The organism is Thermosynechococcus sp. QKsg1 (assembly GCF_031586415.1).
GTDB lineage: Bacteria > Cyanobacteriota > Cyanobacteriia > Thermosynechococcales > Thermosynechococcaceae > Thermosynechococcus.
Genome location: NZ_CP134200.1, coordinates 2,082,820 through 2,108,774, shown reverse-complemented (window position 1 = coordinate 2,108,774; position 25,955 = coordinate 2,082,820). Strand labels below are relative to the sequence as shown.

Annotated in this window: 20 protein-coding genes, 1 other RNA gene and 1 pseudogene; 13 read left to right on the top strand and 9 right to left on the bottom strand. The window is 54.5% G+C overall.

Annotated elements, in window-relative coordinates; genetic code table 11:
- Positions 1–11 precede the first annotated feature (11 nt).
- The 5 genes from RHP47_RS10330 to RHP47_RS10310 all read left to right on the top strand — a co-directional run bounded on the left by RHP47_RS10330 (position 12) and on the right by RHP47_RS10310 (position 6,412).
- The gene (locus RHP47_RS10330) at positions 12–1,391 is read left to right on the top strand and encodes a UDP-glucose/GDP-mannose dehydrogenase family protein (RefSeq protein WP_149820592.1); all 1,380 of its coding nucleotides are present in this window, start codon (positions 12–14) and stop codon (positions 1,389–1,391) included.
- A 2-nt stretch (positions 1,392–1,393) separates the two neighbouring features.
- A complete protein-coding gene (locus RHP47_RS10325) occupies positions 1,394–1,993 on the top strand; it encodes a ribonuclease HII (protein WP_310840408.1) in 600 nt (199 codons plus the stop codon).
- Between the two features lie 85 nt (positions 1,994–2,078).
- On the top strand, positions 2,079–4,544 hold the full coding sequence (pheT, locus tag RHP47_RS10320; protein WP_149820588.1) for a phenylalanine--tRNA ligase subunit beta: 2,466 nt from the start codon (positions 2,079–2,081) through the stop codon (positions 4,542–4,544).
- A 9-nt stretch (positions 4,545–4,553) separates the two neighbouring features.
- The gene (gene bioB / locus RHP47_RS10315) at positions 4,554–5,564 is read left to right on the top strand and encodes a biotin synthase BioB (protein ID WP_149820586.1); all 1,011 of its coding nucleotides are present in this window, start codon (positions 4,554–4,556) and stop codon (positions 5,562–5,564) included.
- Positions 5,565–5,623: 59 nt separating this feature from the next.
- Complete coding sequence (locus RHP47_RS10310; protein WP_149820584.1) at positions 5,624–6,412, top strand: E3 ubiquitin ligase family protein; 789 nt, start codon at positions 5,624–5,626, stop codon at positions 6,410–6,412.
- On the opposite strand, the gene rsmA is transcribed toward RHP47_RS10310, so the two are convergent.
- On the bottom strand, positions 6,347–7,183 hold the full coding sequence (rsmA, locus tag RHP47_RS10305; RefSeq protein WP_190278343.1) for a 16S rRNA (adenine(1518)-N(6)/adenine(1519)-N(6))-dimethyltransferase RsmA: 837 nt from the start codon (positions 7,181–7,183) through the stop codon (positions 6,347–6,349). The two genes, RHP47_RS10310 and rsmA, sit on opposite strands and share 66 nt — an antisense overlap.
- Before the next feature lie 3 nt (positions 7,184–7,186).
- Positions 7,187–8,467 carry a phosphopyruvate hydratase gene (gene eno, locus RHP47_RS10300; protein ID WP_149820580.1) on the bottom strand — a complete coding sequence of 427 codons (1,281 nt, stop codon included), beginning with the start codon at positions 8,465–8,467 and terminating at the stop codon, positions 7,187–7,189.
- 225 nt (positions 8,468–8,692) lie between these two features.
- On the opposite strand from eno, the gene RHP47_RS10295 reads away from it, so the two are divergent.
- Positions 8,693–11,029: a heavy metal translocating P-type ATPase gene (locus RHP47_RS10295; RefSeq protein WP_286625615.1), complete on the top strand. Its 2,337-nt coding sequence runs from the start codon at positions 8,693–8,695 to the stop codon at positions 11,027–11,029.
- On the opposite strand, the gene RHP47_RS10290 is transcribed toward RHP47_RS10295, so the two are convergent.
- Positions 10,999–11,748: a pseudouridine synthase gene (locus RHP47_RS10290; RefSeq protein WP_310840406.1), complete on the bottom strand. Its 750-nt coding sequence runs from the start codon at positions 11,746–11,748 to the stop codon at positions 10,999–11,001. The two genes, RHP47_RS10295 and RHP47_RS10290, sit on opposite strands and share 31 nt — an antisense overlap.
- A 139-nt stretch (positions 11,749–11,887) precedes the next feature.
- Between RHP47_RS10290 and RHP47_RS10285 the strand changes: the two genes are divergently transcribed.
- Positions 11,888–12,031: a hypothetical protein gene (locus tag RHP47_RS10285; protein WP_190278068.1), complete on the top strand. Its 144-nt coding sequence runs from the start codon at positions 11,888–11,890 to the stop codon at positions 12,029–12,031.
- Positions 12,032–12,144: 113 nt separating this feature from the next.
- Here RHP47_RS10285 and RHP47_RS10280 read toward each other — a convergent pair whose 3' ends face one another.
- From RHP47_RS10280 to RHP47_RS10260, 5 genes are read right to left on the bottom strand one after another with little or no spacing between them, the layout of a single operon-like run.
- Complete coding sequence (locus RHP47_RS10280) at positions 12,145–13,914, bottom strand: ABC transporter ATP-binding protein (protein ID WP_149820574.1); 1,770 nt, start codon at positions 13,912–13,914, stop codon at positions 12,145–12,147.
- Positions 13,915–13,941: 27 nt separating this feature from the next.
- Complete coding sequence (locus RHP47_RS10275; RefSeq protein ID WP_149820572.1) at positions 13,942–14,295, bottom strand: hypothetical protein; 354 nt, start codon at positions 14,293–14,295, stop codon at positions 13,942–13,944.
- Positions 14,296–14,340: 45 nt separating this feature from the next.
- A complete protein-coding gene (locus RHP47_RS10270; protein ID WP_149820570.1) occupies positions 14,341–14,730 on the bottom strand; it encodes a YkgJ family cysteine cluster protein in 390 nt (129 codons plus the stop codon).
- Between the two features lie 4 nt (positions 14,731–14,734).
- Entirely contained in the window at positions 14,735–16,765 is a 2,031-nt protein-coding gene (locus RHP47_RS10265) for a ribonuclease catalytic domain-containing protein (protein WP_149820568.1), read from the bottom strand.
- 38 nt (positions 16,766–16,803) lie between these two features.
- A complete protein-coding gene (locus RHP47_RS10260) occupies positions 16,804–17,235 on the bottom strand; it encodes a resolvase (RefSeq protein ID WP_149820566.1) in 432 nt (143 codons plus the stop codon).
- 42 nt (positions 17,236–17,277) lie between these two features.
- On the opposite strand from RHP47_RS10260, the gene RHP47_RS10255 reads away from it, so the two are divergent.
- Positions 17,278–18,870, top strand: coding sequence for a DUF6930 domain-containing protein (locus RHP47_RS10255; RefSeq protein ID WP_310840405.1), 1,593 nt, complete (start codon positions 17,278–17,280; stop codon positions 18,868–18,870).
- Between the two features lie 6 nt (positions 18,871–18,876).
- On the top strand, positions 18,877–19,620 hold the full coding sequence (locus RHP47_RS10250) for a type 1 glutamine amidotransferase (protein ID WP_310840403.1): 744 nt from the start codon (positions 18,877–18,879) through the stop codon (positions 19,618–19,620).
- On the opposite strand, the gene miaA is transcribed toward RHP47_RS10250, so the two are convergent.
- Positions 19,599–20,501: a tRNA (adenosine(37)-N6)-dimethylallyltransferase MiaA gene (gene miaA / locus RHP47_RS10245; RefSeq protein ID WP_310840401.1), complete on the bottom strand. Its 903-nt coding sequence runs from the start codon at positions 20,499–20,501 to the stop codon at positions 19,599–19,601. The genes RHP47_RS10250 and miaA overlap by 22 nt on opposite strands.
- A 126-nt stretch (positions 20,502–20,627) precedes the next feature.
- Between miaA and RHP47_RS13060 the strand changes: the two are divergent.
- From RHP47_RS13060 to RHP47_RS10230, 4 genes and pseudogenes are all read left to right on the top strand, one after another.
- Positions 20,628–23,018: pseudogene (locus RHP47_RS13060) on the top strand (ATP-binding protein); the annotation flags it as partial.
- Between the two features lie 21 nt (positions 23,019–23,039).
- A complete protein-coding gene (locus RHP47_RS13055) occupies positions 23,040–25,118 on the top strand; it encodes an LAGLIDADG family homing endonuclease (RefSeq protein WP_315863461.1) in 2,079 nt (692 codons plus the stop codon).
- A 37-nt stretch (positions 25,119–25,155) separates the two neighbouring features.
- A non-coding RNA gene (gene ssrS, locus RHP47_RS10235) (6S RNA) lies at positions 25,156–25,342 on the top strand.
- Between the two features lie 10 nt (positions 25,343–25,352).
- Complete coding sequence (locus RHP47_RS10230; protein ID WP_310840398.1) at positions 25,353–25,940, top strand: pseudouridine synthase; 588 nt, start codon at positions 25,353–25,355, stop codon at positions 25,938–25,940.
- The last annotated feature ends 15 nt before the right edge of the window (positions 25,941–25,955 follow it).

Below are 25,955 nucleotides of genomic sequence, written 5' to 3'. Positions count from 1 at the left end.
GGCCACAGGGAATGCGGGTATGTGTGATTGGCACTGGCTATGTGGGCTTGGTGACGGGAGTGTGCTTGGCACATATTGGCCATGAGGTGATTTGCATTGACAACAACATTGATAAAGTTAAGCTGCTGCAACAGGGGGAATCCCCTATTTATGAACCCGGTCTAACGGAGTTACTCCGTGGGTGCATTGCCAGTGGCCACATTCGCTTCAGTAGTGATCTTGGCGCTGGGGTGGAGTTTGGTGAAGTGCTCTTTATCGCCGTTGGTACACCCGCCTTACCCAATGGTGAAACCGATACCCGCTATGTAGAAGCCGTTGCCCGCGGTATTGGTGCCCATTTGCATCTGGGGTACAAAGTCATTGTCAACAAATCCACGGTGCCGATTGGCTCAGGGGACTGGGTGCGGATGATTATTCTCGATGGTGTGGTTGAGCGAGACCCCGATTTAGCCGATGCCATTAAAGGCGGGGCGACCCATCCGCCGTTGGATTTTGATGTGGTCAGCAACCCTGAATTTCTGCGGGAAGGCTCAGCGGTCTATGACACGTTTAATCCCGATCGCATTGTCTTGGGCAGCAGTAGCCGCAAAGCGATTCAAATCATGCAGGAACTCTATGCGCCGATCATTGAACGTAAGTATGCGGCTGATCCCACCTTGCCCCCCGTGCCGGTGTTGGTGACGGATCTCAGTTCGGCGGAAATGATTAAGTACGCTGCCAATGCCTTTTTAGCCACTAAAATCAGCTTTATCAACGAAATTGCCAATATTTGCGATCGCGTGGGGGCGGATGTGGTTCAAGTGGCCAAGGGGATTGGCCTAGATTCCCGCATTGGCGAGAAATTTCTGCAAGCGGGCTTGGGCTGGGGGGGTTCCTGTTTTCCCAAGGATGTTTCGGCGCTCATCCACACGGCGGAAGACTACGGCTACGATGCCCAGTTGCTCAAAGCAGCCGTTCAAGTCAACCAGCGGCAACGCTTTATTGTCATTGAAAAACTGCAACAGGTACTGAAAATCCTCAAGGGTAAAACGATTGGCCTTTTGGGGTTAACGTTTAAGCCCAACACCGATGATCTGCGGGATGCCCCTGCCCTGAATTTGATCGAGGAACTGTATCGCTTGGGTGCCAAGGTCAAGGCCTATGACCCCCTCGTGTCCCAGTCGGGTCTGCGATCGGGTCTCTCCCATGTGATTGTGGAAACGGATTTGCTACACCTCGCCGATGGCTGTGATGCTTTGGTGCTGGTGACCGACTGGCCACAGTTCCAAGAGGTGGATTATGGGGAACTGGCCAAGGTGATGCACCAACCCGTGATCATTGATGGCCGCAACTTCTTGGATCGCAAGGGGCTAGAGTCACTGGGCTTTCGCTATGTGGGGATTGGCCATTAAGCATGGAACCGCCCAGCCTCATCTATGAGCAGGCCTACTGGCAACAGGGCTATTGTCGCGTTGTCGGTGTGGATGAAGTGGGTCGGGGTTGTTTGGCAGGGCCAGTGGTGGCAGCAGCCGTAATTTTACCGGTAGACTGTGTGCCTCTTCCAGAGGTGCGCGACTCCAAACAGTTGAGTGCCCGCCAGCGATCGCGCCTCTTTGGGCAGATTTATAACCAAGCGATCGCCATTGGCATTGGTAGTGCCAGTGTGGCGGAAATTGATCAGGTGAATATCCTGCAAGCCACCTATCGAGCCATGGCGCGTGCCCTAGCGCGGGTTGCCCCTTGGGATCATGCCCTGATTGACGGCAAATTAACAAAAACAGCACCCTTTGAAAAGGTAACGGCCATTATCGGGGGCGATCGCCACAGCTATAGTATTGCCTGTGCCTCAATTATTGCCAAGGTACGGCGCGATCGCTTCATGGCACGCTTAGCTCGGTGTTATCCCCAGTATGGCTGGGAACGCAATGTGGGCTACGGCACCCCCCAACACCGTCAAGCCCTTGAGCAGTATGGCCTGACCCCTTGGCATCGGCGATCGTTCTTGAAATCCTAGCTTCATACCGACTTACACTTGTGTAATGCCATCACAGGAGAGTAGGCTGAAAAATGGCAAAGTATGACGTTTTTTTGAGGGTTCCATGCGGGTTTCCCTTCGCTGGCTACAGGAATTGGTGGCTGTTGATCTCGATGTGACGACTTTGGCCGATCGCCTGACGATGGCGGGGTTTGAAGTCGAAGAAATTGAAGATCGGCGCACATGGGCGCAAGGGGTTGTGGTGGGTCATATTTTGGCCTGTGAACCCCATCCCAATGCCCAAAAATTACGGGTTTGCCAAGTGGATGTGGGTCAAGGGGAACCCCGCACGATTGTCTGTGGGGCACCCAATGCCGCTGCAGGCTTGTATGTACCTGTGGCACTACCGGGGGCATATCTGGCCAAAATTGATCTGAAAATTCGACCGGCAAAACTGCGGGGCGTGAAATCTGAGGGGATGATTTGCTCCCTTGCTGAGTTGGGGCTAACCAAAGAGTCTGAGGGCATTCACCCATTCGCTGATGCAGTAACCGTCGGGGAAGATGTACGTCCTCTCCTCGGCTTGGATGATGTGATTTTGCACCTGACCTCAACTGCCAACCGTGCCGATGCCCTGAGTATGGTGGGCATTGCCCGTGAAGTGGCCGCACTTACTGGTGCTCCCCTGACGCTACCCGCCCCAAAGGCGATCGCCCCCAAAAAGTCCCGTGCTAAGGCTCCTGTACAGCTTGCAATCGCTGATCCCCAAGCCTGTCCTGCCTACTGTGGCACACTGATCACCAATGTTCAGATTGCCCCTTCGCCCCCTTGGCTCCAGCAACGGTTAGAGGCTGCCGGTTTGCGTGCCATCAATAATGTGGTGGATATCACCAACTACATCCTGCTGAAGTGGGGTCAGCCCCTCCATGCCTTTGATTGGGATCGGTTGCAAGGGGTTGCTGCCCAAACCCCAGTGAGTGTTGGCGTGCGTTTTGCCAAGGCCGGGGAAACCCTGAAAACCCTCGATGGTGAGCAGCGGGTGCTGAGTGCCGACAATCTCCTGATTACCGCCGGGGATGTGCCCGTTGCCCTTGCCGGAGTAATGGGGGGCGAAGAGACTGAAGTTTACGAGGGTACGCAGAATGTCTTCCTTGAGGCGGCACTCTTTGCTAGTCCGGTGATTCGGCGATCGGCTCGCGCCCAAGGATTACGCACGGAAGCTTCGGCTCGCTATGAACGGGGGGTGAACCCCGCAGAACTAGAGGCGGCCACCGCTGAAGCGATCGCCCTATTGACTGAGGTGGCTCAAGGGACAGTGACCTACACTACACTAGCGGATCAGCGTCCGCCCCTCGAACGTACCCTCACCCTGCGGCTGGAACAAGTGCACCGGCTCTTGGGGGCCGTGGTTGCTGATGAAGCGGAGAGCGATGAACTCGCCTATTTGGGCGCAGAGACCGTTGAAGAGCTACTCAGCCGCCTTGGCTTTCACCTCAGCCGTCAAGAAACCTTTGAGGACGAGTTAGTGGTGTGGTCGGTGACGGTGCCCCCTTACCGCTTCCGGGATATTGAGCGAGAGGTGGATCTCATTGAGGAGATTGCGCGGCTCTACGGTTACGACCGCTTTGAGGAAACCTTGCCCGCTCAATCGGAATTGGGAGCACTACCGCTGGAACTCACCCTACTGCGGGAGCTACGGGCGGCCTTTCGCGGGGCGGGTCTGACGGAATTGATGCACTATTCTTGGGTAAAAGGTGGTCAGCCCAACCAAGTCACCGTTGTGAATCCGCTAGTGGCGGAGTTTTCGTCGCTGCGTACGGATCTAATTACGGGTCTAGTACAGGCCTTCCGCTACAACCAAGAACAGGGGAATCCGCCCCTCAATGGTTTTGAAATTGGCCGTGTTTTTGGTCAAGATGAAGAGGGTCTTTGGGAAAGCGATCGCCTTGGGGGCATCATCGGTGGCGATCCGTGGCAGGGGAAATGGGTACGCCGCTCACAGCAAGCCCAACCCCTCACATGGTATGAAGCCAAGGGGATTCTCGAGAGTGTCTTTCAGCGGTTTGGTTTGCATGTAGAATATCAGAGCGATCGCCAAGAAGAACGCTTGCACCCGGGGCGGACGGCGGCCCTGTGTTTGAATGGAGAACGGCTCGGTATTTTTGGCCAGTTACACCCGCAGTATGCGGCGACCCTCGACCTGCCGGCGGCGGTGTATGTCTTTGAACTGGATCTGGAGGTACTCCTGAGCCGCCTTGAGGAACGCTATCGCCAGATTATTTTTCAGCCCTTTTCAACTTATCCCGCCAGCGATCGCGACCTCGCCTTTTTTGCGCCGGCGGATCTCACTGTGGCAGAACTCAGCCGCACCATTTGGAAAGCTGCAGGCGGGCGCGACTCCCTCCTTGAGAGTGTCGAAGTCTTTGATGAGTACAGTGGCACTGGTGTCCCCGAAGGGCAGCGCAGTTTGGCCTTTCGCCTCACCTACCGCGCCAGCGATCGCACCCTCACCGAGGCCGAGGTGAATGAACTACATCAGCGCATTCGCGACAGCCTTGTGGAAAAATACGCCGTGACCCTCCGTAGCTAAGAAAAAACCATGAACACAGTATTGACGACCGATTGGCAGCACCTTGCCGATTTAGCCCTTGCCGATGAATGCCTCAGCCGCGATCAAGCGCGGGCGGTGTTACAAGCCGCGGATACTGAACTCCTGAATCAACTGGCGGCGGCCTATCGGGTGCGCTACCACTACTGGGGGAATCGGGTACGGCTGCACTATCTGCTCAATGCCCAAAGTGGTCTCTGTCCAGAGGATTGCCACTACTGCTCACAATCAAAAATCTCCACGGCTGAGATTGAAAAGTATCCCCTGCTCTCGCAGGAAAAAATTCTTGCTGCGGCCGATCGCGCTGCCCAACTCAAGGCTGGTACCTTTTGCATGGTCATTTCCGGGCGATCGCCCAATGAGAAGGTCTTTGAGCAGGTACTTGCTGCTATTCGGGCAGTTAAGGAGCGCTATCCCCTGAAAATCTGTGCCTGCTTGGGCTTACTCACCGCTGAGCAAACAGCCCGGCTAGCGGCAGCAGGCGTCGATCGCGTCAATCACAACCTAAATACCTCGGAAAACTTCCACGGCGAAATTTGCACCACTCACACCTTTAGCGATCGCGACCAGACCTTGGCCAATATCCAAGCCGCTGGAATTACAACTTGCTCTGGCGGCATTTTGGGTATGGGGGAATCCGATGACGATGTCATTGATCTTGCCCTTTCCCTGCGGCAGCGTCAGGTGACCAGTGTACCAGTGAATTTTCTGATTCCCATTCCGGGGACACCCCTTGGCCAACAGCACAACCTCAATCCGCGCCACTGTTTACGCATTCTCGTGCTCTTTCGTCTGCTTTTGCCGCGCCAAGAGATCCGCATTGCTGGTGGCCGCGAAGTGCATCTGCGATCGCTGCAACCCCTTGGCCTCTATGCCGCTAACTCTATATTTGTGGGGGATTATCTAACGACCCGCGGCCAAGCTCCCCACCAAGACTGGCAAATGATTGCCGATGCTGGCTTTGTCCTTGAAGACCCCGAAGGGCGGGCGATCGCCCCATAACATGTGGGCTACCCATCGCTAAACTAGGGATTGGCGGCGCTACTGTTGCGGAGTCTCCGATGAGCATTTTTGGTGGCCTTTTGCTAATTGCGGCGATTGCCCTCTTTTTTGTACAGCGCCACTATCGCCTGAAGCTCCGTAGTCTTAAGCTAGCCACGCCATCCACCACGGCGGATCTCCATCAGCTCCAACAGCAGGTGGCACAGGAAATTGGCGGTGGCAACCTACGGGAATATGTGAAGGTTTCTGGTCAGATTGTTGTCGATCAGCCCCTGATCTCGGAGTTAAAGCAGGTGCCCTGCGTCCATTACCGCATGTGTGTCAGCCGCGAGTATGAAGAACAGGTGCGCGAAACCGATAGTGAAGGCCGCACCCGCTGGCGCACTGAACGCCGCTCCGACACGATTAGCAGCAATAGCCAAACCATTCCTTTCCGCGTGCGCGATCGCTACGGCGAGATTGAAGTGGATCCCCGCGGGGCTGACATGGAAACGATCCAAGTCATCGATGAATTTCGACCCGCCAATAACACTGCCCGCCTTGGCTTTGGCAGCTTTCAGGTAAACGTGGGCAGCCTCACCTTTGGCAGTGGCAATACCATTGGTTATCGCTATCAGGAATGGATCACGCCAGTGGATCGGCAGGTGTTGGTCGTGGGCACCGCCAGTGATCAAACGGGCACGCTACGCATTGAACGTCCCACCGTCAAGGGACAAAAGTTCTTTGTCTCCCTGAAATCAGAAGACAGCCTGAGTCAAGACACCAGCAATGCCGTGCTCTATTCAACCATTGGTGCTGCCGCCTGTGGTGGGTTGGGGATTTTGTTGATCTTGGTGGGACTGCTGTAGCAGTTCACTGAGGGCTAGCCAATCCTCGAGGCTGAGGGCTTCGGCGCGGCTATTGACATCTCGCCCCAACTGAAGCAGCGCTTGGCGCACTTGATCGGGTTCAACAAGGGACTTGAGGGCATTGGCCAGCATCTTACGGCGAGTGGCAAACCCCTGTTTCAGCAGCGTTTCTAACCATTGGGGCGATCGCACCCTTGGCAGTGTCGCGTGGGGTCGCAGACAGATCACCACAGAATCCACCTTAGGCGGCGGCTGAAAGGCGCGGGGGGGCACTGCACATACCTTCTCACAGGTGGCCAGAAATTGCACCCGTACGGAGAGGGCACCGTAGGCCTTGCTACTAGGCGTTGCCATCAGGCGATCGCCAATTTCTTTTTGCACCAGTAGAATCAACCGCTCAAAGGGCGGGCGACGCGGTCGCGCAATACTGCCAAGCAGATGCCCCAGTAACGGCCCTGTGATGTTGTAGGGGATATTGGCCACCACTTTGTTGCACCCCAAGGGCGCTAAGTCCAGCCGCAGAATATCCCCCGCAATCAACTGGAACCGCTCACTGCCAAACTGCCGTTGCAATTGGCCACAGAGATCCCGATCCAGTTCAACGGCCACCACCTCAGCACCACTGGCTAGAAGAGGGCGAGTGAGGGCACCCCGACCGGGACCAATTTCTAAGATGCGATCGCCCGCGTGCAGTTCAGCCGCTGCAATGATCTGAGCTAAAACCGATTCGCTGCGCAGCCAATGCTGGCCAAACCGTTTGCGGGCACGAATCACCTAGCGCGGCCCCAAGCCCACCGTGGGCGCATAGACTGCTTGATCCCCTAGTTCTGCTTCAATGCGCAACAGGCGATTGTACTTGGCAACCCGTTCACTGCGGCAGAGGGAACCGGTTTTAATTTGACCCGCACGGGTAGCTACAGCCAAATCCGCAATCGTGGTATCTTCGGTTTCGCCAGAGCGGTGGCTAATCACTGAGCGGTAGCCCTTGCGGGTTGCCAGATCAATGGTTTGCAGGGTTTCGGTTAGCGAGCCAATCTGATTGAGCTTAATCAAGATGGCATTGGCCACGCCATTGTCAATCCCCCGTTGCAAGCGCTTGGGATTGGTGACAAACAAGTCATCCCCCACGAGTTGAATACGACTGCCAAGGGTTTCGGTCAAGAGTGCCCAGTGATCCCAGTCCTCCTCCTGCAAGCCGTCCTCAATCGAGACAATGGGATAGTTGCTCACTAGGTCTTCATAGTAGCGAATTAACTCAGAGCCGGTGCAGCTGGCATTATCAAACACATATTTGCCGTCTTCATAAAATTCATTGGCCGCCACATCGAGGGCAAGGGCAACGTCAGTGCCGGGGGTGTAACCTGCGGTTTCAATCGCCTGAAGTAAAATATCCAAGGCTGCTTGGTTGGAGTCGAGGTTAGGCGCAAAGCCCCCTTCATCCCCCACCCCGGTCAGCAAACCCTTATCCGCCAGCACCTTACTCAGAGCGGCAAAAACCTCTGCCCCCCAGCGCAGCCCCTCCCGAAAACTAGGGGCACCAATGGGCATGATCATGAATTCCTGAAAGTCAATGTTGTTGGCGGCATGGGCACCCCCGTTGATCACATTCATCATCGGCACGGGGAGGACATTGGCCAGCGGCCCCCCCAAATAGCGGTAGAGGGGTTGACCGAGATATTCTGCGGCTGCTTTAGCCGTGGCAAGGGAAACGGCAAGAATGGCATTGGCACCGAGGTTGGATTTGTTCTCACTGCCATCCAGTTCCAAGAGGCACTGGTCAATCACCGTCTGATCAAGGGCGTTGAGATCCACAAGGGCACTGAGAATGGTGGTTTCAATGTTTTCCACCGCTGTGAGGACACCTTTGCCACCGTAGCGCTTGGGATCGCCGTCCCGCAGTTCATGGGCTTCAAAACTCCCCGTTGAGGCACCACTAGGAACCTGCGCCAGTCCAACAATGCCACAATCCAGTTCAACTTCTGCTTCTACCGTGGGGCGCCCCCGCGAGTCGAGAATTTCGCGGGCACGAATCGTTGCGATCGCCGTATCCATCATCTGCTTGTTCCTCAATATGCAGCTAGATTCTACGATAGATGCCCGATAAAACTGAAATGGCTTAAGGATGACCTAAGCTATAAAGTGTCCTGTATTGCATTGCCTTTCTTGTCTGAGACTGGTTTAATTTGACTCAACTTTGGTGTACATCATCCACAATTGGGGGAAAAGATTACCAAGACTTTTAGCCAGCTTCACTTGCCCGACCATTCGTAGGAATCCATCATGACCACTATTGCCCGAAGTCGTTCCCCGCAGTCTGAAGTACTCACCCGCCCTATCACCACAGAGACCGTTCACTATCAAGTTGTGCATTGGATTAGGGGTCGCTTTCGGATTCGCATTCCTCGGCTGGGCTTTGATGCTGAATATGGGGCACGGCTGCTCTACATTGTGGGCAGTTTACCCGCAGTGACAACGGCACGCATTAACCCCCCTGCCCGCTCCCTTGTGGTGGAATATAATCCCAAGCTCTTTGGGGAAGCCCTAGCAACGATTCAAGGGCAAATTTTTGAGTCGATTCAAGTGGCGGCCAATCCAGATCTTCCCGCCCTAAGTACTGAGAAGGCCACCCCTGCGGCGGAAGCTCACGAAATTAACTATTGGGAACGCTTGGGCTTACCGGCTCTGGGTTTGGGGTTGAGTGTGGCCTCCCTGATGGGGGTACCGATTCCCGGCTATGTGATTGCCAGTGTGGTGATTGCCGGGGCAATGCCGGTGTTTCAGCGAGCATGGGAAGCGATTCAAGAGGAGAAACAGTTAACGATTGACTTCCTCGATGGCTTGGCAATTTCCCTCCACACCATGCAAGGGCACTATTTTGCCCCCTCCTTTATGCTGGGTCTGATTGAGGGGGGGGAAGTGATCCGCGACCTCACGGCACGGGGATCGGAGCGGGCGAACCTTGATTTGCTCGACTGTCTAGGCAAAACCGCCTTTGTGGAACGGGATGGCGTTGAGGTGGAGGTGGAAGTTAAAGATCTCGTGGAGGGCGATCGCGTGGTCGTCTATCCGGGGGATCAAATTCCCGTTGATGGCATTATTTTGCGGGGCACAGGCCTGATTGATCAGTGCAAACTCACGGGCGAGTCGGTGCCGGTAACGCGCAGCGAGGGAATGGAGGTTTTTGCGTCAACGCTGCTGGTCGAGGGGCAACTGGTGATCTTAGCGGAGCGAGTAGGCAACAATACCCGTGCAGGTGTGATTGTGAACTTAATGCAGTCGGCACCGGTACATGACACGCGCATTGAAAACTATGCTGCCATGGTGGCTAACCAAGCCGTCATTCCAACCTTGGCCATTGGCACAGGTGTTGGCTTACTCTCAGGGGATCTCAATCGGGCGATCGCCCTGCTGACCCTTGACCTCGGTACAGGGATTCGGGTCTCGGTGCCTACCACGATTTTGTCGGCGCTCACCTATGCCGCTCAACATGGCGTCCTCATCCGCAGTGGTCGGGCGATCGAAAAACTGGCGCAAATTGACACCATTGTCTTTGATAAAACTGGCACCCTGACCCAAGGCCATGCAGGGGTTACCGAGATTAAAGTCATGGATCCGCGCTTCAGCGCCGATGACATCCTCAGTATGGCCGCCAGTGCTGAGCAGGGACTCACCCACCCTGTGGCTGAAGCCATTGTCCGCCATGCCCGCGAAACCCATCAGCCCCTCTTTGACTGTGAAGACTGGGAATACCGCGTTGGCCTCGGTGTGGCCACAAAAGTGCGGGGTGTGGATCTGCGGGTGGGCAGCCGCCGCATGATGGAGCAGGAAAACATTTGCCTAATTGATCTCAATGAACGTTTCCCCGATCTCGATTCTGGGCGGGCGTCAATTGTCTATGTGGCCGGGGATGGTCGCTTGATTGGGGTGATTCTCTACAGTGACCCAATCCGCAATGAAAGTCCTGAAGTCATCCGTGAACTCAAGGGGGCAGGCATTACTCCCCATATGCTGACGGGTGACATTGGCCGCGTTGCCCGTGCAGTGGCCAAAGACTTAGGCATTGCCCCCAACAATATCTACGCCGAAGCCTTCCCGGAAAAGAAAGTGGAGGTGGTGCGTGCCCTCCATGACAGCGGTAAAGTCGTGGCTTTCTGTGGCGATGGTATCAATGACTCTGCCGCTCTTGCCTATGCCGATGTCTCTATTTCCTTTGCCGGCGCAACCGATATCGCCCGTGAAACCGCCGATGTGGTGCTCATGGAGGATGACTTGCGGGGATTGACCCTTGCCATTCGCATTGCCAAGCAGGCGATGGAAATTGTCTGGCAAAATACAGCGATCGTGGCCATTCCTAATATTGGTGCGCTGCTGTCGGGGGTCTTCTTTGCCCTTGACCCGATTTTGGCCGTGGTTATTAATAACGGCACTGCCATTTTAGCCGAGTTGAATGGTTTGCGTCCCTTGGCAGGTCCCGGTGGCTCCTTGCCCCTCCCCCCAGTCAAAGACACACAGGAATTCCTTGCGGAATGGGAAGCTACCCACCCGGATCATCCAGTGCAGCATATTCCACCCAAAATGACTGGCTCTCAGGCTGGGCCTTCACGGTTGGCTGGATAAGCAAGGGCGGCCAATTCACGGTGGCTGAGGGGACGAACGGCTCTGGGGCGAAGATTGCCGAGGTGAACCGGGCCGATCGCGATCCGTTGCAAGGCAACAACAGGATAGCCAAGCTGCTCGGCCACACGGCGAATCTGGCGGTTGCGACCTTCGTGCAGGATGATTTCCAAGAGGGAGCGATCGCCCTCACTGCGCAGGAGCTGAACCGCTGCGGGTAGCGTCATCACCCCGTCCAAGGGAATACCCTGTCGCCATCTTTGTAACACCCTTTCTGGCGGCTGTCCCTGCACCCAAACGCGGTAGGTTTTGGGGATGTGATGGCGGGGATGGCTGAGATAGTAGGTGAAAGCCCCATCATTGGTAAGCAGCAGCGCCCCACTGGAATCGGCATCTAAACGCCCCACAGGATGCAGACCGGCCACACACTGATACCTAGGCGGCAAAAGATCCAAAACGGTGGGGCGCCCTTGGGGATCGTGACAGGTACAGAGAACCCCCTTGGGCTTATGGAGGAGCAAATAGACCCGTCGGGGCGGGTGGGGGGGGTTCAGGCGCTGCCCTCGGTATTCAATGCGATCGCGCGCCGCATCCACTTTGTCCCCCAATTTTGCCCGCTGACCATTGACAAAGACCTGACCACTGCGGATCAGCATTTCGGCATGGCGGCGGGAGGCCACTCCCCAGTGGGCAAGGACTTTGTGTAACCGCTCCGTGGTCATCGTTGCTGTCTAGGGTGACGTTGCGTTCTTGAGGGGACTCTCTATAGACCCATTATTGCTGCAGAGTTGCCAATCCCCTAGCAGAATTGGTAGAAAAGAACTGTTCAATCCTTACCTATCATCTACCGTGAGGAGTTCTATGAAATCTCTTTACAAACTTGCCATCTTAGGGTTAGTTTTAGTTGGTTTTTCTACAACGCTGGTTGCCTGTGGCGGTGGCGGTGGTACAACCGATAACCAAACGCCAACCGAATCCCCCAGTCCGCAAACGCCAGGGCAGTAGTTCCTTTTAGCTTTTAGCGATATTGTCTATTCTTAATGATACTGAAGCTAGGGGTAGCCGTCAGGGTTGCCCCTTTCTAATGGGAAATTGGCATTCTCCAGCAGGCGATCCAGTTATCCAAGGGAGCTTTCCAGCTGATACCGCTGCCAAAGGGATTGATACAGCCCGCCAGCTGCCACTAGTTCATCATGGGTACCCTGTTGGACAATGCGCCCTTGATCCATGACCAGAATGCGATCGCAGGTTGCCGCTGCCGACAATTGATGGGAAATAAAGAGCACCGTGCGTGTGTGCTGTTGCTGCCGCAGCGCTTGCAAAATTTGGCTAGCCGTTTGGTTATCAACGCTGGCGAGGGCATCATCGAGGACTAAAATTGGTGCATCCACCAGTAGGGCACGGGCTAAGGCGGTTCGTTGGCGCTGTCCCCCAGAGAGGGTAATGCCCCGCTCGCCCACAAGGGTGTCGTACTGCTGGGGAAAGTTGAGGATCTCATTGTGAATTTGGGCTTGGCTGGCGGCGGCAATCACCTTTAACTCCGTGGCATCGGGTTCGCCGTAGCGAATGTTGTTTTTGATTGTGGTGCTAAAGAGAAAGCTTTCTTGGGGCACGTAGGCGATCGCTGCCCGTAAGTCGCCAAGGTGCAAGCGCGTAATGTCAATGCCATCCAGAAAAATCTGATTGGGGGCAATCTCCAATAAACGGGGCAGGGCACTGGCCAAGGTGGATTTGCCGCAGCCAATGGGGCCGACGATCGCCACCATTTCCCCCGCTTGAATTTCAAAGCTGAGGTGATTGAGGGCAGGGGTGCGGCGATTGGGGTATGTAAAAGTTAGATTTTGACAACGCAGGTGCCCCTGAACGCGATCGCGGGGTAAGGCAACGGCATTTGGCGCATCTGTAATGCGGGGTTCCACACTTAAAATGGCCTCAATTCGGTCAATGCTCACTTCACCCCGTTGGTAGGTGGTAATCGTAAATCCCAATAATGCCGTCGGGAAAATCAGCCGCTCAATGTACAGCAGCAGGGCAATAAAATCCCCCACTTGAATCGTATTGGCAGCAATCATGCGGCTACCAAACCACAGCAAAATCAGCAAACTAAAGCTGACCATCCCCCCCAAGAGGGGAAAGAGAATGTTGCGGGTTTTGGCCAAAACCAAGTTATTGCGGAGTAAGTCTTGATTTAGCTGGTCAAACTGGCGTTGCTCGTTGGCCTCTTGGCCATAGATTTTAATTAGGGCAATGCCACTCATGTCCTCTTGGATGAGATCGCTGAGTTCCGCGAGGCTTTGTTGCACGTCCAGTTGTTCTGCCCGCAGGCGATCGCTAAAGGTTTGGACAATAAAAAGAACCGCTGGATAGACAGCGATCGCCCCCAAACTCAAGCCCGGATGAATGGCTAACATCACGGGCAGCGTCATACCGTAGGCAAACACGGTGTTCGCCGCACTCAAAAGGGCAAAACCCACCAGACGGCGAATATTATCCACATCACTGGTGGCACGGCTAATGAGATCTCCGGGGGTATTCTCCGCAAAGTAACTGGGTTCTAAACGCAGCAGATGTTCAAAGAGCCGTTGCTTGAGGTCAAATTCCACCAATCGCCCAGCACCAAAGATCCAGAGGCGCGAGGCCATGCGAATCAGCCACATCAACGAGGCTAAACCAATCAGCAGCAGGGCATAGAACACCACCCGCTGAAAGTCAAACTTGGCCTGCAATTCATCAACCGCAGTACCAATGAGCAGGGGCAAATAGGTGCCCAAAAGGTTGACGATAAAAAGCGCAACAATCCCCCCCCAAATTTTTGTTTGGTGAGGACGCAGATAGGCCAAGAGGCGACGAAAACGGCCAGAGCGGCCAGCTTTAGGAAGAGTAACCATATCCTCAACCTAACAGATGTTGTCCCCCTAGGGGGGAGCGCTTTCGAGAAACTGGTTGAGATCTTCCACCAAGCGATTTAGCTCTGCCTCTGTCGTCAGGCGCATGCGATCATCTCGCACGGTCAATAGAACCTTGGCGGCATAGGGATTGGGCCAGATATTGGGATTACAAAACACTTCGAGGAAGACCTCGCCCACGTGCTGATATTCCATGGCCGCTTGGGGAGGCAGAGGAGTCCCTGCGGTTTTGGCGGTGGCGATCGCCCGCATCCGTTCCATTAAAGTCTGAATCTCTTGCCGCAGGGCCTCTGCGGCTGCTGCAGAAAAGCAAAAACTCACCGAGCCTTCGACCAAGTTCACCCGCATTCGCTGCTCACTCATCGGCTCTGTCTGAACACGCCTGTTGTCATTATAGGGGGCATCTTATCAATCAAAAGGTGGGGAATCCTCTTGGGGGGGATCTACGCTCTGCTCCACCAGATATTCATAGCGCAGCAGTTCAAAACTCCGCTCACCGTAGCGATCGCGAATGTGTTCACAGCAGCACTGAATGGCAAATTCATCGAGTTCCTCGGACGTGACGCCGTACAAGTCCTCAAACACCTCTGGGGTGACGCGGCAAAAGCGGGGGCGATTCTCGTAGATACGACAGCGGTGACTGAGGGGGTCAAAGTGAATACACCAGCCATCGGCACCAATGAGGGATTGGTAGAGGGCAAATTCCTCTGCATTGAGAATGGTGGGCACCTCTGAGCGATCGCTCAACTCAAGGTAACAGCAGGCACCACACCCCTGCATACACTGCCACTTTTTCATGCTTTCAGGATAATGCAACGGTTTCTGTGGGCATCGGTGCCTCAGCAGGCACTTCCTCCAGCCAAATTTGATCACTGCGGGGATCAACACGACTCACCCGCACCAACACACACTCTCCCAAATTGGCCTGCCGTTGAAAGCGCATTGCCAGTTCTACCCCCAAATCCTCCAGCAGAACCAGCCCCAGCCCCTCCTCAGGACGCAACCAACGCAGTAAAATGCCCCGCCACACCTCTTCGCGATGCCGCCGCAGGTATTCCAAGCACCAATAGCGGTTGGTCTGCCGCTCCACAAGGGAGGACTCCTGAACTGACGACACCAGCCCCAATAAAATTTCATTCAGTTGCTCGGGTGTGAGGGGTGGGGTTTCCCCGCGGAGGTGGGCTTTAATCTGACGGTGCGCCAGCAAATCCGTGTAGCGGCGAATGGGGGAAGTCACTTGGCAGTAGGCATCAAGGCCAAGGCTGGCATGGGGATTGGGTTGGGTGCTCATTTCACTGCGGGGCATACAGCGACGAATGGCACAGTCCCGCACCATTCCAGCGGGCAGTTGCAACAATTCCTCCTCTGAGGGCAGTTCTGGCGGTGATTGACTGCGAAAGGGCAGAGGGATGCCCTCACGGGCGCCAAAATGGGCGGCTACTTCACCGGCAAGAATCATCATTTCTGCCACCAGTTGGCGGGCGGGGGAGTCATGGAGGGGCGAGATTTCCACCTCTTCACCAGCCACTTTAATGTTGGGTTCAGGGATATGAATGCGAATCGCTCCCCGTTGTTGCCGCCACTCACTACGCCGCTGTCCCCATTGGGCGATCGCCAGCAGATCCGCTTCCCCGGTCACCCCCTGCTCCAAAATCATGTCCACATCGTCATAGCTCAGGCGATAGGTGGGGCGAATCCAACTGGGGCAAATTTCGTACTCCAGCACTTCGCCGTTGTCGGCTAAAAGAATGCCAAAACTCAGCGCACAACAGGTTTGTCCCGCCACCAAACTCATCGGTCCTGTGGCCAACTCCGTGGGAAACATGGGAATCATCCCCGTCGGCAGATAGACCGTTGTGGCGCGGCGGCGAGCCTCCTGATCCAAGACATCATCCACCATCACCCAGCGGGTGGGATCAGCAATGTGAATCCACAGCTTTTGGCGATCGCCCACGACTTCGAGGCTGAGGCCATCGTCAATTTCTTGGGTACTTTCGTCGTCAATGGTATAGACCTTGAGATGGGTGAGATCGCGGCGCAGGGGAGCGTCAATATCTGTGGGGGGTGAGGTGAGGCGTTCATGGGCCACAGCAAGTACCTTGGCAGAGAATTCAACGTCAATTTGACTACGGCGCAGGAACAGATTTTCGTGCTCTGACCAGAGGCCGAGATCCACCAACAGTTGGAAAGCGCCCAAGGGTTGGGTGGGACGCTGCAATTCACTGAGGAGGTCAATGGCTGCTTGGTGTTGGCCACTGGGTTCAATGGCTATAGCATAACGTTCTAACTGCTCAAGGCGCTTGCGATCGCTGGCAGACCACGCCACAGTTTCCCCCTTCAGGGCTTGGGTCAAATGTTCACGGAAGCTGACTTCCTCCGCCAAGCGTTGGGCTTCCCGCTCCCTTTGATGTTTGAGTTCTGCCACTTGGGCAGCCGGTCGAGCCTCGTAGGTTTCCCCCTTGAGCTTGAAGTAGAAACGATCCTCACTAAGGAGATAGTAGGCCGCATAGCAGGCCACCGCCGATCGCTCCGAAAAAAGCAGCTCTGCTAGATCCGCTGGCGTAATGGCGCGGTTTTCCTCGCGGATAATTTCCCAAGCCACTTCTAAACTGTCGGCATCCAAGAGCGGCTGCACCTGCTGCCAAAATGTGGGAATCTCTTGGGGACGAAACCGCTCCTCGGGCACCGTAAAGGTCAGTTGGCGCGGATGAATGGTGTGGGCTTGCAAATGCTGATCAATGGCAATCCAATGCTTTTTACCTTCGGGGCGATCGATCACCGCCAAGCGACGCTGGTTATTGACCCGAAATTCAATGAGGGTGCCTTTCTCCACGGCTGCCGTGCTGTACCATAACCTGACAATTATAAAGTTTATTGCCTCTGACTGAGCAGTAGGGGATAACCACAGTAGCGTTCCAACAGCACAATGGCGACAATATCATCAATGGGTCGGGGGGGCAGGCGCAACCCCTTGGGAATCAGCCGCTGCCAACCGTGGGGCGGAAAGAGTTGCCAATAGCGATCGCGGGCGTCTAGGGTGCTATTGCGCTCATCCACTGGAATAATTTCTACAGCCAAAGCCGCTTGCAATTGCTGCTGCCACTGGCGAGAGGTGGTTTGATTGCCCATAATCACTTGTTCAAATGGGTAGGCTTGATGCCACTCTTGGACACGGGCGATCGCGCGATCGCTGGCCACCACTTCATAGCGCACCACTTCTTGACCGAGGGCAAGGGCTAACCCACACTTGTCCCGCCCTGGATCAAACCCCAATAAATACTTAGTGCGACCCATTTGCGTCATTTGCTAGAGTGGAAAGGTTATCGAATTGAGAGCGATCGCCCTGTGAGCCTACCCGCTGCGACCATCCGTCGTCTGTTGAATGTACCGCAAGTTGCCGCCACTTGGGTGGGTGGTGGCCGCAGACTCGACAGCAGCGAGGAAGTCTTTTGTGCGGCTTGGCTCGATCCCAAGGATCAGGGGGTACGCAGCATGGAGGTGGGTCAGTTTCCACCCACCCCAGAGCAACTCATGCGGCTGTTGGTGCAGGCGATCGAATATCCCCGCCATCCCCAAGCTCAGCCCTGCCGTCCCCACACCATCATCGTTGATGACCGCGAGTTGCAATTTTTTCTGCGCGGTGTGGTGGCTCCCCTCGATATTCAGGTGGAGTATCAAGCCCACATTCCCCTGCTGGATGAATTTTTTGAATTCATTGCGGCGGAAGTCACCAGTGATGATGTAGATATCGAGGTGCTCCCCCCTGAATATGTTTCCCTCTACACACAGAAAATTAGGGAATTTGCTCAACTGGACATCTGGCGGCGCCTAGACAGTCTTATCCCCCTTAAACTCCACTGCGACGCTTGGGACTCTCCCACCCTCTTTGCAGTACTGGTGAACCCCCAAGGAGCCAACCGTGACTTTGGTCTGATGCTCTACCGCGGGGAGGAGGCACTACGCAACTTTTGGCAGCAGATTGATCACGAGTATCCCTACATTGACGAAGACGATGATGAGCGTTTAGAGGAAACGGTTCTGCGCAACGATTGTCTCTTCTTGAATTTTTCCGAGGTTGGCGAAGAGGATTTAGGCAATGATCTCTCTTTTGTCCTCAAGGGGCATCTTTACACCATTGAACCGGGTGTCATCCATCCTTTGGAGGGAATGCGACCCTTTTATGCCCCTGAGGAAGCGGAAATGGTCTATGTGGCGATCGAGGCGCTGATCAAATTCTGGAAAAAGACCAAGAAACAGTTTGAGAAGGAGGAGTGCCCTGAACTAGACCTGAGGTTCAAGATTCCTTCACCCCGCCATTCTGCCCTTAGTTATCAGGTGCACGTGGCAACAGTGCCAGCGATGATGGCAGAAATCAATGGTGACCCTGAGGAGAGCAAATCACAGCACCAGATTCCCATTGATACGGAAGCAATTCCGGGGGAAGCCTATATCCTCTTTAAGTTGTTTCCGCCGAAAAAGCTACAGGAATTACAAGCAGCCGTCTCTTACCATCAACGGGGGGAGATTCCCGAGGCGTTTGAGGGCTATCCCGTGTTGACGATTCAAACCAAAAAAGCCGCAGCGGCGGCGCTCGCCGCCAAAATTGCTGAGGAGGGCGGCATTCACCATCTAACGGTCTTTCCCCTCTCAGGTCCCGAGCAAATAGTCATGCTCCTTGCCCAAACCAATGCCAACCATCTTTGGCTTTTGGATACCTTTGACCCCGAAAGTGGTCCGCTGCTCCTCGATTGGATCAAGGAGGTCAATGACCTTGAGGGCGCCTGTGGCCTTGCTGTGGCCTATGGCATGACGGGCAAAACACGGATGCAGCCAACCCTCAAGCAAATCGTGGGACTTTTTGAAACGTCCCTTGTGTTTAGTTTCGTGGACACCCAACGTCCACCGACCCCTCAGCCCATTGAGATTTCTAAACGCTAGAGAACGGTGAAGTCTCTACGGATTCTACTGCTTCAGGCACGGGGCGATCGCACTACGCAGCAGGAGGAATTGGCAGAATTTATCCGCCTGAGCGGTTTGGCCGCCGAGCAATTTACAGTGCTCAATGGCTTTGAGTGTGCTGACTTTACCCCCGACTGTATTCAAGGCTTTGATGCCCTTTTTATCGGTGGCTCCAGTGATGCCACAGTGCTCAAGCCAGAGATCTATCGCTTTGTACCGCCGGCAATGGACTTAATTTTGGCCTGTATTGAGCAGGAGATCCCCGTGTTGGCCTCCTGCTTTGGCTTTCAATTGGCAGTGCAGGCCTTGGGAGGGCAGGTGATTGTGGATCGGCAGGGGATGGAAATGGGCACCTACCCTTTGTATCTCACGCCTTTGGGAGTTGCTGATCCACTATTTGCCGGCTTTCCCAATCCCTTTTTGGCCATTTCCGGACACCAGGAGCGCGCCTTGACCCTGCCAGCGGGAGCGACCTTACTGGCCTACAGTGAGTTGTGTCCCTACCATGCCTTTCGCTTGGAGGGCAAGCCCTTTTATGGCTTTCAGTTTCATCCCGAGGTGGACGATCGCGACCTGATTGCCCGCATTAGCCGTTATTGCGATCGCTATCAATTGGGCACTGCCGAACTGGAAAAACTCAAGCAAACAGCCCGTCCTACCCCCTACGCCAATCAGTTGATCCGCCGCTTTGTTGAGGTGGTGCTGGGCTATATTCCCAGTTGTGCTTGAATCTCTGCTAGTTGCTCCTCTAGGGTGGTGGCTTGCAGCCAATGGATGCCGGGTTCTGCCCGAAACCATGTCCGCTGTCGTTTGGCAAATTGTTGGGTGTGCTGTACCGTGAGCGCAATCGCCGCCTCAAGGGTGAGTTCTCCCCGCAGATATTGGCGCATCTCGCGATAGCCCAGTGTATCTAATAGGGGCAGTTCATCACCGTACTGCGCTTGCAGTTGCCGAATTTCATCCAACCATCCCATGGCCAGCATTTGCTGGGTGCGCTCTTGAATGCGGCGGCGCTGTTGCTGGCGATCGCCCCCCGCTAGGGCAAAGTACCAAATCGGGTAGGGAGGCGGTTCGCGCCGCTGCTGCTGGCTGAGGGGTACCCCCGTTACGTAATAGACTTCCAAAGCCCGCAGGGTACGCACGTGATCGTGGGCATGGATGCGTTGCGCCGCCACAGGATCCACCTGCTGAAGCCATTGATAGCATTCCTGCTGACCCAGCGCCATCAACTGTGCCCGTAGATGTGGTTGCGGTGGGACTTGGGGCATTGTTAGCCCTTGGGTAATACTGCGGATGTACAATCCTGTCCCCCCCACCAAGAGGGGTGTGATTCCTTGGGCGTGGTAGTGGGCAATGAGGGCTTGGGCTTTGGCTTGGTAAATCGCTAGGGTCAAAGTATCGCGGGGGTCACATATATCAATGAGGTGGTGAGGCACCTGCTGTTGCTGGGCGGGGGTGGGCTTGGCGGTGCCAATATCAAAGCCGCGATAGACTTGGCGGGAGTCGGCACTCAAAATCACGCTATTCAATTGCTGCGCGAGGGCGATCGCCAGTGCCGTTTTGCCGGTGGCCGTTGCCCCCCCAATAACAATTAGCCCTGCATCCCCCACTCAAATACAGCCTGAAAATTTCCTAGAATCGCCTATAACCCTTATGTGCTAAAATTTAGGTCAGATTTGACATTTAGGCAAGTGAAGACGCATTTGCCTCGATTCTATAGCAGTTAGGGAGTTGCCATGACCGCCGAGTATTCCTCTGCCCAGTTGCGGGTGCTCAAAGGCCTTGAACCCGTACGAACCCGACCGGGGATGTACATCGGCAGCACTGGCCCCAAGGGACTCCACCACTTGGTTTATGAAGTCGTGGACAACTCCGTTGATGAAGCCTTAGCAGGATACTGTTCCACCATTCTAGTTCAGATCAATGCCGATGGCTCCGTCACGGTCACCGACAATGGGCGCGGGATTCCAACGGATATTCACCCCGATACCGGCGTCTCTGGGGTTGAGACGGTGATGACGGTGCTCCACGCCGGGGGCAAGTTTGGCGATGGTGGCTACAAAGTCTCAGGGGGGTTGCACGGGGTTGGTGTCTCTGTGGTCAACGCCCTCTCGGAATGGCTAGAAGTGACGGTCTGGCGTAATGGTTTTGTCCATCATCAGCGCTATGAACGGGGGGTTCCCATTACTCCCCTCGAAAAGACCCCCGATAGTGAGGAACGGCGGGGTACCTCAGTGACCTTCTTTCCTGATCGCCAGATTTTCACAGAAACGATTGAATTTGACGCCAAGGTGCTGATGACACGGCTGCGGGAACTGGCCTATCTCAATGCCGGCATTCGTATTGATTTCAAGGATTTGCGCGTTACGCCCCCCTTGAGTGAAACCTACTGCTATGAAGGCGGTATCCGTGAATATGTCCGCTACATGGTGCAGGAAAAGGAACCCCTTCACCCAGAGATCATCTACATTCAGGGGGAAAAAAACGATGTGCAAGTGGAAGCAGCCCTACAGTGGTGTGCCGATGCCTACAGTGAAAACCTGCTAGGCTTTGCCAATAATATCCGCACCATTGATGGCGGTACCCACATGGAGGGGTTAAAGGCAGTCCTGACGCGGACGCTCAATGCCCTTGGCCGCAAGCGCAATAAACTCAAGGAGGGGGATGCCAATTTGGCGGGGGAAAACATTCGCGAAGGCCTGACAGCGATCATTTCCGTCAAGGTACCCAACCCCGAATTTGAAGGGCAAACAAAAACCAAGCTGGGCAATACCGAAGTACGCGGCATTGTGGATGCCATTGTGGGCGAAGCCCTAACGGAATACCTTGACTTTCATCCGACCGTCACCGACACGATTTTGGAAAAAGCCATCCAAGCCTTTAATGCGGCTGAAGCGGCGCGGCGGGCACGGGAAATGGTACGGCGCAAGTCGGTGCTGGAGTCTTCGACGCTGCCGGGGAAATTGGCGGATTGCAGTTCACGGGATCCCGCTGTCTCGGAAATTTTCATTGTCGAAGGTGATTCTGCCGGTGGCTGCTTTGCTGGTGATACAAAGGTGGCTCTCGCCGATGGCCGTTGCCTCAGTTTTGTGGAGTTAATGGCAGAACAAGCGGTAGGCAAGGAGCATTTTGGCTACACAGTTCGCCACGATGGCACGATTGGTATTGAGCGACTGGTCAACGTCCGCAAAACTAAAACAAATGCTGAAGTCATTAAGCTCACCCTTGACAACGGCGAGGTGATTATCTGCACCCCCGATCACCGTTTCATGCTCCGCAATGGTGAGTATAAAGAGGCACAGGCGTTAACTCCCGATGATTCCCTAATGCCACTTTATCGAAAAGCATCTAGCAGCGCTGATTCGGGAATTACGATCGATGGCTACGAAAGGGTTTGGGATCCTCGATCAAATTCTTGGCTGTTTACCCACATGCTTGCAGATTGGTATAACCGCTGGCAAGGAAAATACACCTTAGAAAGTGGTGAGCATTGTCATCATGTTGACTTCAACAAGCGAAACAATAATCCCACGGATCTGATTCGTCTGTCTGCTGATGCACATCTTGAACTTCATCGCCAGCACATTGATAAAACCTTACATCGTCCTGAAGTTAAGGAGAAGTGCCGTCAGAAGCGGAAAGAAGCACTATCAAAGACCTACTTTGACAAGACAATTAAAGCCCTAAAGAAAATTGAGTTAGAACAAGCTAATATTGATTTAGAGTCTTATCGCGAATATCGTTGCCAAACACGTGATAAGTCGCTCCTACACTTTGAAACTTTCTGTAATCGGTACTTTGATGGCGATTCAAATCGTGCCTTAGAAGCAATCAAAAACTATAACCATCGCATTGTCTCAATTGAGGTTATGGGTGAAAAGATTGATGTTTACGATTTAGAAGTGCCGGGAACCCATAACTTTGCGCTGGCCAGTGGCGTTTTTGTTCACAACAGTGCCAAACAAGGGCGCGATCGCCGCTTCCAAGCGATTTTGCCGCTGCGGGGCAAGATTCTCAACATTGAAAAAACCGATGATGCCAAAATTTACAAGAATAACGAGGTACAGTCTTTAATTACTGCCCTTGGTTTAGGCGTAAAGGGAGAGGAGTTTGACCCTGCCAAGTTGCGCTATCACCGCATCATTATTATGAGTGTGGCCGGGGATGAACCGACCCTTGTCAGGAATGCCTACGGGCAGGTGGAATTGGTCAAAATTGGCGAGTTTATTGATCAGTGCATTGAGGGGCAACGGATTGCTGAGCACTATCAGGTGATGTCCTTTGATCCCAAGACGGGTCAGACTCGCTTTCAACCCCTGAAGGCAGTGATTCGCCATTCCCATGAGGAGCCAATGTATGCAATTCAAACCCGCTACCATCGCTCCATTAAGGTGACGGCCTCCCACAGTGTTTATGTCTATGAAGACGGTCAGATTAAGTTGAAAAAGGGCAATGAGATTCGGGTGGGCGATCGCCTCGTTGGCAGTCGTCGTTTACCGCGTCCCCCAATTGTTGAGCGCATTGATCTGCTGCACTTGTTTTACCAAGCGGGTCTGACGGAGGGGCTGTATCTCAAGGGGGAAGGTGTCAAAGCCCTGTGTGGCCAACAACTGCTAGCACGGGTTGAGTGCTCCTCGGAGGGGCAAGAACCGCGTGTTGCCTATGATCCCCAGCTGTGGGAACCCCTACGGCAAGCGCGTCACGTCCAAGGGCTCAGTCAACAGGCCGTTGCTGCCCAAGTGGGGGTCAAACAGGCCATCATCATTTCCCAATGGGAACGGGGTCAAACCACGCCCACACTGAAACACTTCCTCAATTACCTCGAGGCCATTCAGTGGCATCAGCCACTGCAATACCAAACGTTACCGTCGCGGCTTGAGAGGATTCAGCATCAAAGTGACGACAGCAAAAATGCCCCCTACCGCCAAATCAGCGGTTATCAGCCCCTCGATAGCTTTACCCTTGCGGAACTAGAGTGCCTCACTGGGGATGTGCAACTCGTGCCCCGTGCCCACCATAACAAAGCTTTTGGCCGATATTTAGAGGTTAATCGGGAGTTACTGTGGTTTTTAGGTTGGTATGTAGCCGAGGGAAGCCTGAGTCAACATCAAGTTAGCCTCAGCTTAGGGCGAAAAGACCAGCCCTTTATCCCTGAACTCTGCCGTACCATTGAAACCCTCTTTGGCGAGTCTCCTCGCTGCGATGCGGATCCTGACAGTCAAGGGCAAAAGCTCTACTTCCACAGTGTCTTGGCAGCCCGCTTGCTTAAAGCCTTGGGGGTGGGGGGCAAAGCCCACGAGAAGTGCCTGCCCTCCTTGGTGTGGCGGGTGCCACTAGAGCTACAGTTGGCCTTTTTGGAGGGGTATTTCCTCGGCGATGGGGCGATCGCCCACAGCCACATCTCTATGACCACCACTTCTCCTACCCTCAAAGATGGCCTCCTCTACCTGTTTGGTCAGTTGGGCTGGGTAGGAAGCTGGACAACCTTACCAGCAGAAGCAGTGGCGAATTCACAGCTACAAACCCGCCACGAAGTGCATTGCCTCACCCTGAGCGGCAAGCCCCAACTGGAAGCGGCGTTGCCCATTTGGCAGCGTCATCCCCACAGTGAATCCCTGAAGGCCTATCTGGCTTCGCCCCACCACAAGCCACTGGCTTTTACCCCTATTAGTGAAGACTTAATGGCACTAGAGGTGACGCAAGTTGCGGAAATTCCACCCGTGGGTGAGTATGTCTATGACTTCTCAGTGGAGGGGGATGAAAACTTTATTTGCGGTGTCGGTGGGTTGTGTGCCCACAATACAGACGCTGATGTGGATGGTTCCCACATTCGCACCTTGTTGCTGACCTTTTTCTATCGCTATCAGCAGGAATTGATTAACCAAGGCTTTGTCTATATTGCCTGCCCACCCCTGTATAAGGTTGAACGGGGGCGACAGCACTTCTATTGCTATAGCGATCGCGAGCTGCAGCAGCAGATTGCCGCCTTCCCGGAAAATGCCAATTACACGATCCAGCGCTTTAAGGGTCTCGGGGAAATGATGCCTGAGCAGTTGTGGGAAACGACGATGAACCCAGAGACGCGCATTCTCAAACGGGTGGAAATTGAAGATGCTGCTGAGGCCGATCGCATTTTCACCATCCTGATGGGCGATCGCGTGGCACCTCGTCGCGAATTTATCGAGACCTATGGCCCCCAGTTGGCCCTAGAAAACCTCGATATCTAAAGCCAGCCCCCAGAGTAGATGTGCTATAGTAGCTCTGGTTTGGCTGCGACGTTGGTGACTGCCAATATTGTTTTGTGATCTACAATTGCAAAACATTTGGGAATCAACACTGTGGGCGGCAGTAAACTGGTCTTCGAGCCAGAAACTTCTAAGTCTGCGGTTAGCATTCCCCCCTAGTCTTTACTAGGTCATAAACTGAGGTAAAACGGCGTCGCAGTTAGACTTTTCCTAACGATGAACCATCGCTACATTCTCCTGTACAAGCCCTATCGGGTGCTTTGTCAGTTTCAAGATCAAGAGGGGCGATCAACCCTCAAAGATTACGTTCCCATTCCTGATATTTATCCCGCTGGCCGCCTCGACTACGACAGCGAGGGGCTGGTTCTCCTCACCAATGATGGCTGGTTGCAACACCGCTTGACGGATCCCCGCTATGGTCATCCGCGCACCTACTGGGTACAGGTGGAAGGTGAACCCAACCCCGCAGCCCTGACTGAGTTGGCCGAAGGCGTTGTCGTCCAAGGCTATCGCACGCGACCTGCGGTTGTCCAAGTACTGGAACAGGAACCCTCCTTACCCCCTAGGGAGCCACCCATTCGTTATCGTCGTTCTATTCCCACCCATTGGCTGAGTCTGACGTTGCGGGAAGGTCGCAATCGCCAAGTCCGCCGCATGACGGCTGCGGTAGGATTTCCCACCCTGCGCTTGGTACGGGTGGCGATCGCCAATTTGCAACTGGGTGACCTTGCCCCCGGACAGTGGCGCGAGATTCTGCCCTCAGAACGGCAAGCCCTTTGGCAATCCTGCGGTCGGCGACCTTAGTATTTCTTAATAACC

Bases quoted from the DNA above. Each gene is read 5' to 3' on its own strand.
- RHP47_RS10330 (WP_149820592.1), top strand. From the start codon at position 12: ATGCGGGTATGTGTGATTGGCACTGGCTATGTGGGCTTGGTGACGGGA.
- RHP47_RS10325 (WP_310840408.1), top strand. From the start codon at position 1,394: ATGGAACCGCCCAGCCTCATCTATGAGCAGGCCTACTGGCAACAGGGC.
- pheT (WP_149820588.1), top strand. From the start codon at position 2,079: ATGCGGGTTTCCCTTCGCTGGCTACAGGAATTGGTGGCTGTTGATCTC.
- bioB (WP_149820586.1), top strand. From the start codon at position 4,554: ATGAACACAGTATTGACGACCGATTGGCAGCACCTTGCCGATTTAGCC.
- RHP47_RS10310 (WP_149820584.1), top strand. From the start codon at position 5,624: ATGAGCATTTTTGGTGGCCTTTTGCTAATTGCGGCGATTGCCCTCTTT.
- eno (WP_149820580.1), bottom strand. From the start codon at position 8,467: ATGATGGATACGGCGATCGCAACGATTCGTGCCCGCGAAATTCTCGAC.
- RHP47_RS10295 (WP_286625615.1), top strand. From the start codon at position 8,693: ATGACCACTATTGCCCGAAGTCGTTCCCCGCAGTCTGAAGTACTCACC.
- RHP47_RS10290 (WP_310840406.1), bottom strand. From the start codon at position 11,748: ATGACCACGGAGCGGTTACACAAAGTCCTTGCCCACTGGGGAGTGGCC.
- RHP47_RS10285 (WP_190278068.1), top strand. From the start codon at position 11,888: ATGAAATCTCTTTACAAACTTGCCATCTTAGGGTTAGTTTTAGTTGGT.
- RHP47_RS10280 (WP_149820574.1), bottom strand. From the start codon at position 13,914: ATGGTTACTCTTCCTAAAGCTGGCCGCTCTGGCCGTTTTCGTCGCCTC.
- RHP47_RS10275 (WP_149820572.1), bottom strand. From the start codon at position 14,295: ATGAGTGAGCAGCGAATGCGGGTGAACTTGGTCGAAGGCTCGGTGAGT.
- RHP47_RS10270 (WP_149820570.1), bottom strand. From the start codon at position 14,730: ATGAAAAAGTGGCAGTGTATGCAGGGGTGTGGTGCCTGCTGTTACCTT.
- RHP47_RS10260 (WP_149820566.1), bottom strand. From the start codon at position 17,235: ATGACGCAAATGGGTCGCACTAAGTATTTATTGGGGTTTGATCCAGGG.
- RHP47_RS13055 (WP_315863461.1), top strand. From the start codon at position 23,040: ATGAGTGTGGCCGGGGATGAACCGACCCTTGTCAGGAATGCCTACGGG.
- RHP47_RS10230 (WP_310840398.1), top strand. From the start codon at position 25,353: ATGAACCATCGCTACATTCTCCTGTACAAGCCCTATCGGGTGCTTTGT.